Consider the following 17,902-nt stretch of genomic DNA (forward strand, 5'->3'; position numbering starts at 1 on the left):
CGCGAACGCATCCCGCTCCGGTGAGGCGCCCTAACCGGCGAGACGTGACCCACTGTAGGGCACTACTCACGGGTACCGCGACCCGGTCACGCGGAGTTGGGCGATTCGCTATCAAAAATACGGAAAGGCGAGGGCCGGGCGTGTGAGGTACGTCCGGCTCTCGCCTTTCCTGCGGACCCGCGGTGGTGCTCGCATCACCGGTCGCGGGTGGGGTGACGGTCGCCCCTGACGGCCTGGCCACCCCGGTGGTCTTACCTGGTCACGGCCCGTACGGTCGGGCCGCCTTGCTCGCGGCGTACATCAACATCGGCTTCACCTTCGGCCAGTATGTCCCGCTCTGGCAGGAGTACGCGGGCAGGAACCCGGCACAGCCGCCGCTCGCGTTGCCGATCTCCCACACGAAGCTCGCCGCGCCCAGGTCGTCGTAGACCCAGTCGTCGGTGGAGCCGCCCGCGTTGTACAGAACCTCGCCGGGCTGCCCGTAGCGCCAGCCCCCCGCGATCCGCGCCATCTCCTTGGCCATCGCGCGAAGGCTCGCGTCGTTACCGGTGTGGTAGGTCGAGCTGAAGCCCCACGGGAACAGCACCATGTTCGAGTAGCTGTGCATGCTGATCACGACGCCGGTCGTGTCGGCGGGCGCGGCGGCTGACGTGCCGGTGGCGCGGCGGTCCTTGTACAGGCTGCGCCACAGGGACTGCAGGGCCTTGGTCTCGACCTCGGAGTTCGCGCTCGGCCCGCGGTAGGTCTCCGAGCAGGGGTTGGTGCTGCTGCCGGTGCCGTAGCCGGAGCTGGTGTTGCGGTTGAGGTCGATGCCGATTTGGCTGCTGCCGCCGGTCGTGCCGCAGTTCGGGCCGTTGGTGGTGTTGGCGTTCTTGCGATGCGTGTACGGCGATGTGCCACCGCGCTGGACGATGTCGACGCCATCGGGGTTGGCGATCGGCACGACCCAGACCTCGGTCGAGTTCAGCAGCGACGTCACCTGGCTGTCGACGCCGTAGCCGTCGGTCAGGTGGTCGATCCAGCGGTAGGCCACGTCGCCGGTGGTCAGCTCCCGGGCGTGCAGCTGGGCCATCACGAACAGCCGCGGCTTGGGCGCCGAGGTGCTCATGGCGCAGTCGCCAATGGCTTTCTTGGTGATGCAGATGGCTTTGAGGTCGTAGCCGCCCGCGCCGCGGGTCTTGCGCCACGAGTCGCCGTAGTCGACGACGGTCGCGAGGGCGGCGTGGTCGCGCGCGACCTGGTCGAGGTGCGCGTACTGGGCGTTGACCGTGCGGTAGCCGCCGTAGTACGTCTCTTCCGCGACCGCGGCGTCGAGCACGGCGGCCTGGCCACTGCGGGACGGGGGAGTCCACTTCGGCGGGGCGAGCACCTGCTCGATCGACACCCGGAAGCCGCGGCCGCGCAGCCTGCTCCCGGCGTCGTTGCGGCCCATGACGAACAGGTCGTCGCCGTCACGGTCTTCGAGCACGTCGAAGCCCTCGGTCAGCAGGGCGTCGGACTTCGCGACGCCGTCGGTGATCCGGTACACGTAGGTGGGGCCGCTCGCCTCCGCGACTGCGGGGGGAGCGGCGGAGCCGGGCAGAGCGCTGAACAGCACAGCGGCGGTGGCGGCCGCCGTGAGGCCCAGCGTGGCCGCGGTTCGGCGAGAGTGGGACAAGGACAACCTCCTGGGACGAGAGGATTTCCGCCAGATTGCCCGAGGCGTAACGGTCGCACCAATCCCATTAAGACATAGCTTCGACGTATGGACCAACTGGGAATATGGGATGGCGTAAGGGGAATCCCTTGCACCGGGTCAATGGGACGCGGAATTGCCGCCATTGAGCCGAGCCATCTCGGTTTCGTCGAGCCGCAGGTCCGCCGCGGCGGCGGAATCGCGGATGCTCTCCGGCCGCGACGACCCCGGAATGGGGATCACGACCGGCGCCTTGGCCAGCATCCAGGCCAGGCACACCCGCTGGGGGCTCACGCCGCGCTCCCGCGCGATTTCGGCGAACGGCCGGAACCGGCTGCCCAGGGCGGCCGCGCCGCCGATGCCGCCAAGCGGGCTCCACGGCAGGAACGCGATTCCCAGTTCCGCGCACAACTCCAATTCCGGCTCACTGCTTCGGAACTCGGGAGAGAACTGGTTCTGCACGGCCGCCAGCCTGCCGCCGAGGATCTCGTTCGCCTCCCGGATCTGCTCGGGATCGAAATTCGACACGCCCGCCATCCGAATCTTGCCCGCGTCGAGCAACTCCGCCAGCGCGCCGACGGAGTCCGCCACCGGCACGGTCGGGTCCGGCCGGTGGAACTGGTAGAGCCCGATCGCCTCGACCCCCAGCCGCCGCAGCGACTCGTCGCACGCCTTGCGCAGGTACTCGGGCCGCCCGTCGAGCCCCCACGCCCGGCCGGGCCCCCGCGTGTGGCCGCCTTTGGTCGCCACCAGGACGTCCGTGCCGAGCCCCTTGAGCGCCTCGGCGATCAGCTCCTCGTTGTGGCCGAAGTCGGTCTCGTCGAGCGAGTACGCGTCGGCTGTGTCGATCAGCGTGACCCCGGCGTCGACCGCGGCCTGGATGGTCGCGAACGCGCGCTCGCGGTCCGGCCTGCCGTCGACCGACAGCGGCATCCCGCCCAGTCCGATGGCGCTGACCTCGACTTCGCCGATCTGTCGGATATCCATGCCCCCGATCCTGCCCGCGCCCGCGTGCGGCCGCCAGCCGTCAGCGGCGGCGCGGCCGGCTGGTGTGGGTGGGCGGCGGTGTCGAGTTGCTCAGCGGCGGCGCGGCCGGCTGGTGTGGGTGGGCGGCGGTGTCGAGTTGCTCAGCGGCGGCGCGGCCGGCTGGTGTGGGTGGGCGGCGGTGTCGAGTTGCTCAGCGGCGGCGCGGCCGGCTGGTGTGGGTGGGCGGCGGTGTCGAGTTGCTCAGCGGCGGCGCGGCCAGCTCGCGCGGCGGACCGCGCTGTTCAGCGCGTCGGTGGCGGGTTCGATGCGGGCGAGGTAGTCCTTGAGGTTCTCCGGGTCCGCGCTCGGATCCGCGGTGGGCGGCGACCCCAGGGTCAGCCAGCCGACGTCGGCCAGCGGCGCCGCGACCTGTCGCCGCCACCAACCGGTGACCTCCTCGGTCACCTTCGCCTCGGCGTCCTTCGCCGCCGCGATCTCCTTGTCCTCGGAGGCGATCTCGCCGATCAGGGCTAGCGAGCGGGCCCGCTCGTGCTCGGAGTGCGTGCGGGCCGCTCGGTGCGCGGTGTCGAGGAGTTCCTTGTAGCGCGCGCTGGGGTCGTCGGTCACGGGGCATCCATCGCTGTCGAGGTGTCGAACGGGATCAGGACCTGCGGGCGGGCGTGCGTGGTGCGGTCGAAGAACACCGCGCGGTGCGGACGCGGCGACCAGTCGATGAGCTGACCGGCCGCGATGCTGTTGAGCTCCTGGCCCTGCACGTCGAGCGCCACCCACGCGCCGACGTCGTCGGTGCCGCCGAACCCGAGGGTGTCCTTGAGCCTGCCGACGCCGCGCCACCACCCGATGGTGTGCACGTGGGCGGCGGGGCCGTTCTTGAGCAGCGACCGCAGCCGGTCCAGGCCGCTGCGCATCAGCGGCGGCTCCTTCACCTCGAGCCACGGGTGGGCCGCGTCGACCGCGTAGAAGAACACGAACCGCGGCCGTTCGCCGGATTCGGCCGTGAGGGTCGCGATGTCCTCGCCGGTCCGCAGATCGACCTCGTGGCCCGCGCCGATGAGCACGTCGGCGAGCCGCTTGACCCGCTCGTGCAACGACGCCACCGGGCACCACAGGCTGAAGTCGCAGGTGCCCGGCGCGTGCAGCCGGGCCAGCGACAGGGCCGCACTCTCCATAATGGACAGCGCGTCCGCCGTCGCCGTCCCCAGGACGGCCAGGTTGCGGCCGGGCACCGGGTCCAGCCGCGGGCTCGCCGACTGGTCGGCCACGTCGATGACCTGGCCGAGCACGGGACCGGGGGGATTGGCGTACGCCGCCGCCGTCAGCAGCTCCGGCTGGTGGGCGCCGTCGAACAGCCGCGGCACCGGGGACGTCTGCTCCTCCCACAGCCTGCGCTGCAGCGCGTCGAACGTCCCCCGCGAAGAGGCGTCCGGGATGTGCGCGATCTCATTCCCATGCGCCACACCGGATTCGTGGTTGAGCACCGCGTGCCACCGCGGCAGCGTGACCGAGGCGTTGTTGTGCTCGGCGAGCACCCGCTTCGCCTTCGGCATCGCGATCCGCAGGGTGCACTGGTCATAGACCGCGGGCTTGCCCCAGAACGCCTCGATGCCCGCGATGTCCTGGCTGGCCAGCACCAGGTGGATACCTTGGGAACGCCCACGCCGCGCCACGTCCTCCAGCAGCGACGCCGCCTGCTGGGTGATCTGGTCGCGCCCGCCGAACAGCGCCTGGAACTCGTCGATGACCGCGACGATGCGCGGCCAGTGCCCGTCCGGGTCGGCCTCCCGCAGCTCCGCGAGCTTGGTCACCTCCTGCCGCTTGGCCGCCTCGGCCCGCCGGGCCAGCTCCTCGGCCAGGAACCGCAGCAGCGCCAAGCCGAACTCGCGGTCGGTGTTCACGTTCACACCGACCAGGCGCGCCTGCGGCAGCCAGCTCGGGTCCTTGCGACCCGGGGTCAGCCCCGCGAAGGAGACACCCTCCTTGAAATCGAGCAGGTACAGCTCCAGCTCCGACGGTGGGTACCGGGCGGCGAGACCGCCGAGCATCGCGTAGAGGAAATTCGTCTTGCCCGACCCGCTCGGCCCCGCCACCAGGGCGTGCGGCGTCGCGTCGCCGATCACCACCTCGACCGGCGCGCCGTCGTGGAACCCGACCGGGGTGCGCAGCTCGTCGCGCGCGGACTCCTGGCACAGCGTCTCCGGCAGCAGGTCGGCGAACGTGCGCGGCCTGCCGCGCCGGGACAGCACGACCTCGCCGATCGCGCTCGCCGCCCGGCTCACCGCCGCGGCGGGCGCGGGCGCGTCGGCCCGGACCACCACGCCCGGCCCGGTCATGCTGCTCGTCGCGTGCTCGCCGTCGACGAAGGTGACTGTCTCCATCGGACTGTTCGCCGCCACCGGCACGTCGACCAGGATCAGGTGCACCCCGGCGTCCGGCCCGGTGCGCGCGACCCGGTTGAGCTCGCGGTACAGCTCGTCCGCCGGCCGCTCGCCGTTGCCGAACAGCACCGCGACCTGCCACGGCTCCACCCGCTTGCCCGCCGTCGCGCAGGTCTCCCGCAACGAGCCAGCGCCATGGCGCAGCGTCGCCGCGTGCACCTTGCGGATGTGCCCGGCCAGACCCGCGAGCAGGTCGTCGAGCCGCGTCGGGTCGTGCACCACCATCAGCCCGGCCGCCGTCAGCGGGTGCAGCCTGGGCAGTGGGCCGGTCAGATGGCCGATGTCCCACAGGTGCACCCGGATCGCGCCCGGGACGAATGTGCTCAGCATCCGCACCAGCAGCGACTCCACGATCGAGTCCACCGCCGCGCGACTGTCGGCGACGGAGTTCAGCCGCAGGTGTCCGACGTCGAGCAGCGGCACCGCCAGCGGGAACCCGTGCTCCGGCGGGGCGTGCTCCACCCGCGCCGACCCGATCCGCCACAGGCGCGGCGCCGAGGCGCCGGGGTCGCGCCCCACCTGCCCCAGCCAGTCCTCCCACGGCAGCCCCGCAGGGCCCACCGCTTCAGCGGCGACCACCTCGCGGACCGCGCCGAGGCCGGTCTCGTGCCACTCGGCGTAGTTGCGGTCCCGCTCGGCCGTCACCCGCTGCCACACCGCGCGCCGCGCCGGGTCGTCGGCCAGGCTCGCCATCAGGTCGGAGTCCCTGGCGGCCTTCGCCAGTCCCATCCCGTAGACGGCCCGCTCGAACTCCAGCTGCCGCTTGCGGGTCTCGGCCCGCCACCGCCGGTTCTGGGCGGCGCCCAGCGCCAGGCCCAGCACGCTCCGCAGCTCCGCCAGCGCCTGCTCGGCCCGATTGCGACGCTCGCCCTTGCCCAGCATCTACAGCCTCATCAGATAGTCGATCACGGCTTGGCGTCCGCGCGCGATCAGCTCACTCGCCCGGTTCACCTCGGCGATCGCGAGTTCGAGCTCGGCCGGGTACCAGCCGTCCTCCACCCGTTTGACCCCGAGGAGGACCGCCTTGGCCTCCTCGAGGGAGGGCACGGCCGCCGCCGTGTAGGCGGCGGTCCGGTCCAGCGCGTCGGACACCCCGCGCAGTTGCTCGGCCAGCTCCGAGATCGTCAAAGTCGTGCCGCGTAGCCCTCGGCGGTGGTGATGCTCGCTTGGACCGTCGCCTGAGCGCCCGCCAGGACCTGCAGCGCCTCGGCCAGCAGGCCATGGGCCTGCGCCACGTCGGCCTGACCACTGCCTTGGGTCGCCGTCGCCAGAGCGCTGCGCGCCTCGTCTAGTTGGAGCGACGCCTGTGAAATCGCCGCGATACCTGCCTGGGCCTTTTCGGTGGCCACCGCGATCCCTGTCCGGATCTCTTCCACGCCCGCCATGCCGTCGAAGATTAGTGCTGATGATCTCCAAGCGGCACACCGGGTGCACACCTCTGACCGATCGTGGGACCGCACCGGGTGAACCGCTGGTTGAATGTCGGACATGGACACTGGGGACATCGCGAGCACACCCGAACCGCCCTACTATGCCGTGGTCTTCACCTCGGTCTTACGGCCGGACCACGACGGCTACTACGAGACGGCCGCGCTGATGTCGAAGCTGGTCGCCGAGAGCCCCGGCTACCTCGGACACGAGAGCGCGCGCGGCGAGGACCGCCTGGGCATCACGGTCGCCTACTTCACCGACGAGGCGGCCATCAAGACCTGGCGCGACAACGCCGAGCACGCCGCCGCACGCGCGCGCGGCCGCGCCGAGTGGTACGACGGCTTCGAACTGCGGATCTCGAAAGTAGAACGCGCGTACGGCTTCCGTCGTGCCGATTAGCGCGGTCGCATGAAAATCCACTGTGGACTAGGGCTGGCCGGTCAGGCTGAGCAACTGCTCGATCTGCCCCTTGCGGGACCGCGCCACGCGGTCGGCGAGCGCCCGCGCGCAGTGGCTGACACCGCCCGCCAGCTCCGCGCGGGCCATTTCCACCGCACCGTGCTGATGCCCCGTCAGCACGGTGACGAAGCGGCGTTCGAAGTCGCCGTCCGGGGTGGTCCTGAGGCTCTCGATGGTGTCCGGCGCGGTCACCGGCAGTCCGCCGTGCGCTTCGTGCGCGCCCGGGTTCGGGTCGGCGTCGGTGGGCTTGCCCCACTCGGTCAGCCAGCCTGCCATCGACTCGATCTCCTCGGCCTGGGTCAGCTCGATCGCCCGGGCCAGGTCGGCGACCCGCGCCCGCACCGGGCGGCCCGCGGCGAGTCGGACCAGGTCGATGCCCTGGCGGTGGTGGGTGATCGACATCTGCAGGTACATCACGTCGGCGTCGTTGAAGCTCGAGGCCGCGACGGGCGGCAGGGTCGGGGCTGAGGCGGGCGCGCCGCACCCGGCCAGGAAGGCGAGGGCCGTGAGGGCGGCCAGGACGCGGCGCGCCACGGTCAGCTCCGCAGCCAGAGCGCGGGGGTCACGTCGGGCTCCCAGCCGGACAGTGCCGTGTGGGCCTGCCTGCACGTGTAGGAGGCGCCGTTGTAGGTCACCACCGCCCCGGTCGCGTACGCCGTGCCCGGCGCCCACGTCCCGCTTGACGGCGGCGTCGTGGTCGGCGGTGTGGTGGTCGGCGGCGTGGTGGTGGGGGGAGTCGTCGTCGGGGGAGTGGTGGTGGTCGGGGGCGTGGTGCCGCCGCCGATCTGCAGGTCGACGCACGAGTAGAAGGCCATCGGGGTGTCGGCGATGTTCCAGATCGCCAGGAGCTTCTGCCTGCCGGAGAACCCGCTGAGGTCCACCTGGTGGGTCACCGTCGAGCCGGGCTGGGCGCCGCCGCTGTTGAAGTACGCGACCCGAGTGTTGCCGATGTAGTACTCCCAGTCGCGGGTGGAGTGCCGGGCGGTGATCACCCAGTTGAAGGTGACCCGGCCACTGACCGACGTGGTGGGCCAATCGCGCGTGTCGTCGTTGAGCTGGGCGAATTGGCTCAGCCCGGCGTGGCAGTTGCGCTGGCCTTTGGGCCCTTCGACACTCTGCGGCTCCCAGACGATCGGGCCGCAGTCGGAGACCTTCCCCTGCGCGCACATGGCCTGCCTGCTGGCCGGGGACGAGACATAACCGTGGGCGAATGCCGGGGTGGCCGGGATGACGACCAGCAGCAGCGGGGCGAGACAGGCTCCGGCGGCCAGGGCGAATCGACGTTTCACAGGGTCCTCCAACAGCGGCGTTTCCGTGCCGCCTGGCACGGTGCGGGAGCAGTGGGACGCCTGCTGCCTTAGGGGTGCTCGGATGGTCTAGACCATAAATCCGGGTCCTGGTGGCGTCAAGATCCGCGAGTGGGGCGGTAATTTCACAGAGTTACCGGGTGTACTCGGATGGGATCGGTACGGCCGGGTTGCCAAAGGACGGGGACGCCCTCCGGTACCTTGGACACCTGTTCGAGCGATAGACGAAGCCGGGAGAGCGAGCCAGTGACTGCCGAGACCCTCTATGGGGCCGACGACCTGACCCATCTGGAGGGTCTGGAGGCGGTCCGCAAGCGGCCCGGCATGTACATCGGCTCCACCGACAGCCGGGGCATCAACCACCTGTTCAGCGAGATCGTCGACAACTCCACCGACGAGGGTGTCGCCGGTCACGCCTCTCGTGTGATCGTGACCCTGCACGCCGACGGCAGCGTCCAGGTCGACGACGACGGCCGCGGCATCCCGACCGGTGTGCACGCCAAGTCCGGCCTCTCCGGTGTCGAACTCGTGCTCACCAGGCTGCACGCGGGCGGCAAGTTCGGCGGCTCCGGCTACAAGACCTCCGGCGGCCTGCACGGCGTCGGCGCCTCCGCGGTCAACGCGCTGTCGCACCGTTTCGACATCACGGTGAAGCGCGAGGGCAAGGTCCACCAGATGTCCTTCGCCCACGGCGTGCCCGGGGTGTTCGACGGGCCGGGGCCGAAGGCGAAGTTCACCCGCCAGTCCGGGCTCAACATCGTCGGCAAGATGAAGCGTGGCGAGGCCTCCGGAACGTCCATCCGCTACTGGTACGACGCCCGCTACTTCGAGAACGCCGCCGCCCTCGACGTCGAGGCGGTGCGGGCCAAGCTGCGCAACACCGCGTTCCTCGTCCCCGGCGTGAAGTACGTGCTGCGCACGGCCATCGAGGACGCGATCTCCGAGGAGACGTTCCACTACCCCAACGGCCTGACCGACATGGTCGACTTCCTCGCGCCGTCGAGCGAACGCGCCGTCTCCGGCACCCTGCTCATCCTTGGTGACGGGACCTACCTGGAGAACGCGGCCGACGAGAACGGCGTCATGCGGTCCAAAGTGGAGCGCAAGGCCGAGGTCGAGGTCGCGCTGCGCTGGGGAACCGGCTACGAGCGCACGGTCGAGTGCTTCACCAACACCATCCGCAACATGCACGGCGGCACCCACCGCAAGGGCTTCGAGCGCGCGGCGGTGAAAGCGCTGCAGGACGCCATCTCCCGCACCCGCGGCCTGCTCAAGCCGAAGGAAGACCTGCCGACCCTCGACGACGTGCTCGAAGGCATGACCGCCGTCGTGCACGTGCGCATCCCGGAGCCGCAGTTCACCTCGCAGACCAAGGACGAGCTGTCCACCGCGGGGATCACCAAGGTCATCGGCGGAGTCGTCGAGCGCCACCTCAAGGCCTGGATCGACGACAAGAAGACCAAGTCCGAGGCCAAGGTCGTCCTGCAGAAGATCGTCGACGCGGGCCGGGTTCGCGTCGCGCAGAAGCAGCAGAAGGACGCCGCCCGCCGCAAAACCGCCCTTGAGGGCGCCGCGATGCCGCCGAAACTGGTCGACTGCCGTGCCACGGGCGTGGCCCGCAGTGAACTGTTCCTCGTCGAGGGCGACAGCGCGTTGGGTTGCTTTACCGGCGACACGATGGTCGCGCTGGCTTCCGGGCGGAGCATGTCCTTCGCGGACTTGGCCGCCGACTGGGCGAACGGCGTCACGCATTTCGGCTACACCACGAACAAGGCGGGCCGTGTTGTGGTCGCCCCGCTCGTCGAACCTCGCCTTACCAAACGGGACGCACCTCTGGTTCGAGTGACCTTGGACAATGGCGAATCCGTTCGATGCACGCCGGATCATCGCTTCCGCCTCCGCGACGGCTCCTACCGGCGCGCGGACGCATTGCGGCCAGACGACTCGCTGATGCCGCTCTATCGGTCTCTGTCGACGAAGTCCTCCGGCGACAAGCTGGAGGGCTACGAGAAGGTCTGGATGAACGACCGCGAGGAGTGGGTCTACACCCACTATCTGGCGGATGCCTACAACCTGAGGCACGGCGCGGACAGCGTGGACAACGGAAACGTCCGTCACCACGTCGACGTGGACAAGCGCAACAACGACCCGCGCAACCTTCGGCGGATGACGTGGGAGGACCACTCGGCGCTCCACGCCTCGATGATGGGCGAGCACGTTCACGCCGGGTATCGAGCCTGGCTCGACACCGGTGGCCTCGAGTTCAAGTCCGCGATGCTGTCGGCGCAGTGGAAGGACCCCGGTTTCCGTGAGGCCTGCCTCAACCGTCTTGCCGCGCTGAACTCCGATCCCGATTTCCGGGAGCGCGTCGAGCAGGGTTTCCAGGACTGGTACACGTCTCTCGACGACGCCGAACGGGCCGCCTACGCCGAACGGATGCGGGAACGGCAGGCCGAGTATCGGGCACACCCAGAACACCGCGCGGCGGCCGCTGCGCGCGTCCGCGCGTTCTTCGCTGATCCCGCCCGCCGAGCGCAGTGGAGCGCCCGGTCGAAGGCACAGTGGCAGGACGAGGAATTGCTCGCGTGGCGGTCCAAGCTCACGATCCAGCGGTTCGCCGACCCCGCGGAGCGAGACCGTCAGCGGGCCGCGGTGATCACGTGGCATCAGCAGAATCCCGAGTTCGGTGAGCGTCACGCGGTTCGCATGCGAACGCGGATGAGCGACCTGTCGAACGGTCACCTGGCCGCCGCTCAGGCGGGCCACGCGCGGTATGTGGAGTCGGTTTCCCGAGCGGAGCGCGTCGCCAAGCAGAACGACGGGCGCAGGTTGGCAGCCCTTCGTCGGCTCGCACCGCTGATGGAGTCGCTGTCCGACGTGGAACTGGCTGAGGCGTACGAGACCACTCGACTCAGCACCGCCCGCACCGGTCTGCGCTTCGACCGTCTGCTCCAGTGCTACGAAGGCGATTTCCAGCGATTGCGCGAAGCCGCTTCGCTCGTCAACCACAAGGTCGTGTCGGTCGAGCCGTTGACCGAGACCGCCGATGTTTATGACCTCACGGTCGAGGGCTACCACAACTTCGCGCTCGAAGCGGGCGTCTTCGTCCACAACAGCGCACGGATGGCCCGGGTGTCGGAGTACCAGGCGCTGCTTCCGTTGCGGGGCAAGATTCTCAACGTGCAGAAGGCCAGCCTGGCCGACACCCTGCGCAACGTGGAGATCGCGTCCATCGTGCAGGTCCTCGGCGCGGGCACCGGGCGCACCTTCGACCTGTCCACCATGCGCTATGGCCGGGTCATCCTGATGGCCGACGCGGACGTCGACGGGTCGCACATCCGGACCCTGCTGATCACCCTGTTCGCCAAGTACATGCGCCCGGTCATCGAGGACGGCAGGCTCTACGCCGCCATGCCGCCGCTGCACAAGATCACCACCAAGGGTCGCAACCCGGAGACGCACTTCACGTTCAGCCAGCGCGAGATGGAGACCACGCTCGCCCGGCTGCAGAAGGCGGGCAAGTCGATCGTCACCCCGGTGCCCCGCTTCAAGGGCCTCGGCGAGATGGACGCCGACGAACTGTGGGACACCACGATGAACCCGGCCACCCGCTCGGTCCGCCGCATCACCCTCGACGACGCCGAAGCCGCCGAGGCCGCCCTCGAACTGCTGATGGGCGAGAAGGTCGAACCCCGGCGCAACTGGCTCGTCGAGTCGGCCGCGCGGGTCGACCAGTCCGCCATCGACATGTGACGTGAGCAGTCCGCACGAGAGAGAGCACTGAGCAATGGCACGCCGCAAGGCCACCTCGACCAAGATCGACCCCGCCGCGTTCGACAAGGCGGGCGCCAAGGTCTTCGACAACCCGGTGAAGGTCGAGATCGAGGACTCCTACCTGGAGTACGCGTACTCGGTCATCCACTCCCGTGCCCTGCCCGACGCGCGCGACGGACTCAAGCCGGTCCACCGCCGCATCCTGTTCTCGATGAGCGAGCAGGGCTACCGCCCGAGCCACGCCTACGTGAAGTCCTCCCGCGTCGTCGGTGACTGCTTCGTCCGCGGCGCGCTGGTTTCGACGCCCGAGGGGTTGCGCCCGATCGAGGACATCGAACTCGGCGACAAGGTCCTCGACGGTGACGGCGTGCCGGTTCAGGTCGTCGAGGTCTACGAGAACCCGATGTCCGACTTGGTCCGGGTGACCTGGTCGACCGGGTTCAGCATGCTCGTCACCCCTGGCCAGCGGTTTCGGACCTGGTCGGGCGACGGGGAAATCGAGTGGACCGAGGCGAGTGACCTGGCAGGCAGGCGCACCCTTCGTGCGGGAGAGCCCGCCGTCGAGGTCACCTCGGTCGATCGGGCCGATCCGGACACGACGTTCGACATCCAGGTCGATTCCGATGAGCACGCCTTCGTGGTCGAGGGCTTCATCGTCCACAACTGCATGGGCAAATACCATCCACACGGTGACATGGCGATCTACGACGCCATGGTCCGGATGGCGCAGGATTTCTCGCTCAACACGCCCTTGGTCGACGGGCATGGGAACTTTGGCAGCCCAGACGATGGACCGGCTGCGAGCCGGTACTGCATTGTCGGCGATACCCGTATTCGGTTGGCCGACGGATCGAGTCGCCGGATCGCCGACCTGGTGAACCTCCCAGCTGATAGCGAAGCCGATGCCGACTTCGAGGTCCTGGACAAGGACGGCAAAGCCGTACGAGTCAACAAGGTGTTCAACTCGGGAGTCCATCCGACCCTGCGGATGACCACCGACGCCGGCTTCTCGCTCCGCGGCAGCGAAAACCACCTTGTCCTGTGTTTGGAAGCCCCGATGGGCGTGCCGTTGTTCCAGTGGCGCAGGCTCGATGAGCTCCAGCCGGGCTCGGTCGTCTGCGTGGCCCGCAACGCCTGGATGAATGTGGTGCCCACCGCTCGCGAGTACATGCTCGGTGTGCTGGCGGGCGCCTGGGTGTCGGAGGGCTTCGCCAGCGAGAACAGGGCGGGTTTCAACAACGCTGACGCGCACTTCTTCGACGAGGTGCTCCACGCCTACGATGCGGTCGTCGGGGGCATGCGGTATGTGTCCGATCGAGAGACTCGTCGGGATCGCAAGCGCATTTATGAACTTGACGTCCAGGAATACCGCGGCGGGATGGACGCATTCCGCGCCAGTCCGCTCGGCGAACTGATCGGGCACTCGGCCAAGGACAAGTTTGTTCCGGAGTGCGTGTGGACGGGCGGATGGGGTGTCAAGCGGGCGTTCTTGATGGCTCTGTTCGAAGGCGACGGCGGACCACGGGTCGCCGAGTCAGGGTTCACCATCCACTACACCAGCTACAGCGAACGGCTCGTTCGCGAGGTGCAGGAACTGCTCGCCGAGTTCGGTGTGATCGCCAAGCTGCACTCCTACGTGCGGGCGAGTGGTTCCGTCGAGTTCCGCCTGCTCGTGTCCGGTCTGCGGAATGTTCGGGCGTTCGCGGAACGAGTCGGCTTCCTCAAGACGAAGCGGGCGAAGATTCGCGAGTTGCTGCGGCATTCCCCGCTGCGACCGCACCGGCTCAGCCAGGACTCCGTGCCGTTCGTGGCCGACTATGTTCGAGACGCTCTTGACTTTGACCGCAGGGGAAGCGGCCGCTCATGGTTGACCAAGCACAACTTCGATCGCGTCGAACGGTGGGACACCGAGCGGCTGCGCATCATCGACAGGATCAAGGACCCCGAGATCCTCGCGACGATTTTGCCGGTGATGGACGCGGGATATCGCTTCGAGACTGTCACCGAGGTCGAGTCCTGTGAGCCCGCCGAGGTCTACTCGGTCCGGGTGGACTCGGAGGACCACTCGTTCCTGGCGGGTGGGTTCGTCAACCACAACACCGAAGCCCGCATGTCCCAAGCCGCAATGCTTCTCGTGGGGGAGCTCGGCGAGGACACTGTGGACTTCCGGCCGAACTACGACGGTTCCCTCGAGGAGCCCTCGGTGCTGCCCGCCGCGTTCCCGAACCTGTTGGTGAACGGCACTTCCGGTATCGCGGTCGGCATGGCCACCAACATGATCCCGCACAACCTCGGCGAGGTCGTCGCCGCCGCGCGCTGGCTGGTCAACCATCCGGACGCCTCCCTCGACAAGCTGATGGAGTTCATCCCCGGTCCCGACCTGCCCACCGGCGGCATGCTCTTCGGGCTCGACGAGGTGCGCAAGGCCTACGAGACCGGCCGCGGCGTGGTGCGGATGCGCGCGAAGGTCGAGATCGGGCCGCTGGAAGGCAGTCGCGGCCGTCAGGCCATCACCATCACCGAGCTGCCCTACCAGGTGGGCTCGGAGAAGATCATCGAGAAGATCACCGACGAGGTCACCAAGTCCAAGCGCCTCACCGGGATCGCCGACGTCAAGGACCTCACCGACCGCGAGAACGGGACGCGGCTGGTGGTCGAGTGCAAGGTCGGGGTCAACCCGCAGGCGCTGCTGGCCGACCTCTACCGGCTCACCCCGATGGAACAGTCCTTCGGCATCAACAACCTGGTTCTCGTCGACGGCCAGCCGCGGACCCTCGGGCTCAAGGCGCTGCTGGAGGTGTTCCTGCGCCACCGCTACGAGGTCGTCACCCGCCGCACCCGCTACCGCCGCCGCAAGCGGGAGGAGCGCCTGCACCTGGTCGACGGCCTGCTGATCGCGTTGCTCAACATCGATGCGGTGATCAAGATCATCCGTGGCAGCGACGACGCCTCGGCCGCGAAGACCGGCCTCATGACCAAGTTCAAGCTCTCCGACATCCAGGCGACCTACATCCTCGACACCCCACTGCGCCGCCTGACCCGTTACGACAAGATCGAGCTCGAGTCCGAACAGGACAAGCTGCGGGCCGAGATCGCCGAGCTGTCGAAGATCCTCGACGACGAAGCCGTGCTGCGCAAGGTCGTGTCCACCGAACTGGCCGCCGTCGCCAAGGAACTGGGCGAGGAACGCCGCACCGCGCTGATCGACGGCGACCTGAAGGAGGTCCTGGCCGCGTCGAAGCCCGCCGGGCCCCTGGAGGTCACCGACGACCCGTGTCAGGTGATCCTCTCGGCCACCGGCCTGGTGGCCCGCACCGCCGCCGAGTCCGAGGAGGCGTCGGAGGCGCGCAGGCGCAAGGGCCGGGTCAAACACGACGCCGTCGCCGCGGTGGTCCACTCGACCGCCCGCGGGCAGGTCCTGCTCGTGACGAACCGGGGTCGCGCGGTCAAGACCGACGTGCTGCCGCTGCCGGTGCTCCCCGAACAGAGCGGCACGGTCTCGCTCAGCGGCGGCATGGCCGCGAGCGAGTTGGTGTCGCTGGAGAAGGGCGAGCGGGTCGTCGGCATCGCCCCGCTCACCGAGGGCGAGGCAGGCGGGTCGCCGGGGCTGGCGATCGGCACCCGCCAGGGCGTGGTCAAGGTCTGCTCGCCGGAATGGCCCGTGCGGTCCGACGAGTTCGAGGTGATCAGCCTCAAGGACGGCGACGAGATCATCGGCGCGACCTGGCTCACCGACGGCTCCGAGAGCCTGGTCTTCGTCTCCTCCGACTCGTCGCTGCTGCGCTACGCCGCCTCGCTGGTGCGGCCGCAGGGCCTCAAGGGCGGCGGCATGGCAGGCATCAACCTCGCGGTCGGGGCCTTCACCGTCTTCTTCGGCGCCGTGCGCACCGACGACCCCGAACACGGCGCCCCGCAGCTGGTCACCTCGACCGGCCAGAGCGTCAAGGTGACACCGTTCGACGTCTACCCGCCGAAGGGCCGGGCAACCGGCGGCGTGCGCTCACACCGCTTCCTCAAGGGCGAGACCGAGCTGGTCCTCGCCTGGGTCGGTCCGCGGCCCGCGGGGTCGAGTCAGACCGGGGTCGCGGTCGAGCTTCCCGAGGCCGACGCGCGACGCGACGGGTCGGGTCACAGCCACCCCGGGCCGGATGTCGTGGGGCACTTGGTCGAGCGGGATTGAGCCAGGTCAGAGGCTTGTTCACCTGCTGTTAGGGCACCCTAGGGTTTTCCCCGATGCTCGGGTCCTGGGCCGTGATTAACGTTGTCCTCGGTCGCCCGGGGCGACTGGGCGCGCAAACCAACCGCTCCCGGGCGACCACCAAAGCACAACGCAATAGCGTGCCTAAGAACTCGGGCCCGGTGGGAATCCGGCCCGTAGCAGCCACGGACCCCGCTGCATTGCCCGCCTTACGCCCGAGGTTGGCGGGGTCCGTGTCTGTCCCTTTCTGCACAGTCGACCGATTCGCGAGTGGTGTGCGCGGACGAGTTCGGCCCGCGGACGACGCGACGGGCGATGCCCCCGCCCGGTCGCCTCGCAGGCCGATCTTGCCCGTGCGGGAAGGGTGTTTCAGATGGGATCACCGGGGTGCTGGCCCGGGGCTTCGCCTGAACCGGAACCGCTTTGCGCGGTCGGGGGGTTCAGGGGAGGTCTCACACCCGTCGTTCCCGCGCCGCCGCTATGGCTGCTCTACCACCAGTCCCCGGGCACGCCGTGCGCGGTTGCGAACGTGGCCGCGCCGTACTTCCCGCCGGTGATCGACTCGTCCTACGGCCTGTGCGTGGAAGCGGTGCCCGCCAACTGGTAGGTCAGGCTTTCCCGGCTCGTACGTCGAGCAACTGGTAGCCGGAGCGGGCCGAGAAGTCGGCCACCACGCTGAACCGGTCGCCGCGCACCAGGGTGTGCCGCCATTCCACGGGGTTTCCGTCGGCGGTGCCGATGCGGTCGATGGCCAGGGCCGCCACCCCCGCCGGGATGTCCAGCAGCCGCTGCTCAGCCGGTGTCGGCACGACCGCCCTGATGTGTTCCTGTCCGCCGGTCAGCCGAACCCCGCACCTGGTGTCGAGTTCGTGGTAGAGGGATGTGTGGGTGAAGTCGACCGTGCGCAGCGCGGCGGCCACCGAGTAGGGGAGCCAGACCCGGTCCACCGCAAGGGGATTGCCGCCAGCGTGGCGCAGCCGTTCCAGGTAGAGCAGCGGTGTCGACTCCTCCAACCCCAGGCGCACCGCGACCAGCGCGTCCGCGCGGACGTCGAGGATGCGCACGGTGCTGTGCTGGTCCATGCCGCAGGCGCGGACCGACGCGAAAAGGCTGTAGAGGGCCCCGAGGGGCTGGCTGATCCCGGTGGCCTTGCCGACCCGGGGCTGCTGCCCGCGGCCCGCGACGACGACGCCGTCGGCGCGCAGCCTGCGCAGGGCCTCTCGGACGGTGTTGCGGCTGACCTCGTACTCGGCGGCCAGGGCGAGCTCACCGGGAAAGGCGTCGTCGAACTCTCCCAGGCCGACCCGGCGCAGTAGGTCCGCGTGCAGCTGGGACCACAGCGGGGTGTGGCTTTTCCGGTCCAGACCGGCCCCGACGAGCTTGTTCACGCGACCTCATCCTCACCGACGACTGCGCCGAACGTAGCAAAAGCAGGCGTCGCGGTCAGTGCCGTCCCATGGTGTGGCCATCCTTGACCCGGGCCGAACATTTAGCACCATCTTGACAACGAATTCAGGGAAAGTTCGCGCGGGTCCGCAAGGAATTGATTCGGGCGTCGACATCGCGGGGTTAAGGAAGTTAACGTCCGCGCCATGTCACCCCTGTGCCGCCTCCCGGCTTTCGCGCGGAGTCCCGG

Annotated in this window: 11 protein-coding genes and 3 pseudogenes; 5 read left to right on the top strand and 9 right to left on the bottom strand. The window is 69.3% G+C overall.

What is annotated here, in order from left to right:
• Nucleotides 1–259 precede the first annotated feature (259 nt).
• The 6 genes from GPZ80_RS25680 to GPZ80_RS25705 all read right to left on the bottom strand — a co-directional run bounded on the left by GPZ80_RS25680 (nt 260) and on the right by GPZ80_RS25705 (nt 6,482).
• Entirely contained in the window at nt 260–1,657 is a 1,398-nt protein-coding gene (locus GPZ80_RS25680; RefSeq protein WP_187223654.1) for a M14 family zinc carboxypeptidase, read from the bottom strand.
• Nucleotides 1,658–1,795: 138 nt separating this feature from the next.
• On the bottom strand, nt 1,796–2,662 hold the full coding sequence (locus GPZ80_RS25685) for an aldo/keto reductase (protein ID WP_187223655.1): 867 nt from the start codon (nt 2,660–2,662) through the stop codon (nt 1,796–1,798).
• 240 nt (nt 2,663–2,902) lie between these two features.
• Entirely contained in the window at nt 2,903–3,268 is a 366-nt protein-coding gene (locus tag GPZ80_RS25690) for a hypothetical protein (RefSeq protein WP_187223656.1), read from the bottom strand.
• On the bottom strand, nt 3,265–5,979 hold the full coding sequence (locus GPZ80_RS25695; RefSeq protein ID WP_187223657.1) for an FtsK/SpoIIIE domain-containing protein: 2,715 nt from the start codon (nt 5,977–5,979) through the stop codon (nt 3,265–3,267). Before GPZ80_RS25695 ends, GPZ80_RS25690 begins: the two co-directional genes overlap by 4 nt.
• Entirely contained in the window at nt 5,980–6,225 is a 246-nt protein-coding gene (locus GPZ80_RS25700) for a hypothetical protein (RefSeq protein ID WP_187223658.1), read from the bottom strand. It abuts the gene before it with no gap.
• Nucleotides 6,222–6,482, bottom strand: a complete 261-nt coding sequence (locus GPZ80_RS25705; protein ID WP_091383600.1) for a hypothetical protein — start codon at nt 6,480–6,482, stop codon at nt 6,222–6,224. Before GPZ80_RS25705 ends, GPZ80_RS25700 begins: the two co-directional genes overlap by 4 nt.
• 103 nt (nt 6,483–6,585) lie before the next feature.
• Here GPZ80_RS25705 and GPZ80_RS25710 point away from each other — a divergent pair, with 103 nt between their 5' ends.
• Nucleotides 6,586–6,927: an antibiotic biosynthesis monooxygenase family protein gene (locus GPZ80_RS25710; protein WP_187223659.1), complete on the top strand. Its 342-nt coding sequence runs from the start codon at nt 6,586–6,588 to the stop codon at nt 6,925–6,927.
• A 27-nt stretch (nt 6,928–6,954) separates the two neighbouring features.
• Here the strand turns inward: GPZ80_RS25710 and GPZ80_RS25715 are convergent, their stop codons facing one another.
• Nucleotides 6,955–7,521 carry a DUF305 domain-containing protein gene (locus GPZ80_RS25715; protein WP_187223660.1) on the bottom strand — a complete coding sequence of 189 codons (567 nt, stop codon included), beginning with the start codon at nt 7,519–7,521 and terminating at the stop codon, nt 6,955–6,957.
• 2 nt (nt 7,522–7,523) lie between these two features.
• Entirely contained in the window at nt 7,524–8,276 is a 753-nt protein-coding gene (locus GPZ80_RS25720; protein ID WP_187223661.1) for a lytic polysaccharide monooxygenase, read from the bottom strand.
• A 264-nt stretch (nt 8,277–8,540) separates the two neighbouring features.
• Here GPZ80_RS25720 and GPZ80_RS34260 point away from each other — a divergent pair, with 264 nt between their 5' ends.
• The 4 genes and pseudogenes from GPZ80_RS34260 to GPZ80_RS34120 all read left to right on the top strand — a co-directional run.
• Nucleotides 8,541–12,047, top strand: a complete 3,507-nt coding sequence (locus GPZ80_RS34260) for an ATP-binding protein (protein WP_187223662.1) — start codon at nt 8,541–8,543, stop codon at nt 12,045–12,047.
• A 34-nt stretch (nt 12,048–12,081) separates the two neighbouring features.
• Nucleotides 12,082–12,879: pseudogene (locus GPZ80_RS34110) on the top strand (Hint domain-containing protein); the annotation flags it as partial.
• A 12-nt stretch (nt 12,880–12,891) separates the two neighbouring features.
• Nucleotides 12,892–13,773 (top strand): annotated as a pseudogene (locus GPZ80_RS34115) (LAGLIDADG family homing endonuclease); the annotation flags it as partial.
• 390 nt (nt 13,774–14,163) lie between these two features.
• Nucleotides 14,164–16,248, top strand: a pseudogene (locus GPZ80_RS34120) (DNA gyrase subunit A); the annotation flags it as partial.
• A gap of 626 nt (nt 16,249–16,874) precedes the next feature.
• Here the strand turns inward: GPZ80_RS34120 and GPZ80_RS25735 are convergent.
• Nucleotides 16,875–17,654 carry a GntR family transcriptional regulator gene (locus GPZ80_RS25735; RefSeq protein ID WP_187223664.1) on the bottom strand — a complete coding sequence of 260 codons (780 nt, stop codon included), beginning with the start codon at nt 17,652–17,654 and terminating at the stop codon, nt 16,875–16,877.
• Between the last annotated feature and the right edge of the window lie 248 nt (nt 17,655–17,902).

Origin of the sequence: Actinokineospora xionganensis, from assembly GCF_014323725.1 — a bacterium.
In the GTDB taxonomy this organism is placed as follows: domain Bacteria; phylum Actinomycetota; class Actinomycetes; order Mycobacteriales; family Pseudonocardiaceae; genus Actinokineospora; species Actinokineospora xionganensis.

Bases quoted from the DNA above. Each gene is read 5' to 3' on its own strand.
- GPZ80_RS25710 (WP_187223659.1), top strand. From the start codon at position 6,586: ATGGACACTGGGGACATCGCGAGCACACCCGAACCGCCCTACTATGCC.
- GPZ80_RS25695 (WP_187223657.1), bottom strand. From the start codon at position 5,979: ATGCTGGGCAAGGGCGAGCGTCGCAATCGGGCCGAGCAGGCGCTGGCG.
- GPZ80_RS25685 (WP_187223655.1), bottom strand. From the start codon at position 2,662: ATGGATATCCGACAGATCGGCGAAGTCGAGGTCAGCGCCATCGGACTG.
- GPZ80_RS25705 (WP_091383600.1), bottom strand. From the start codon at position 6,482: ATGGCGGGCGTGGAAGAGATCCGGACAGGGATCGCGGTGGCCACCGAA.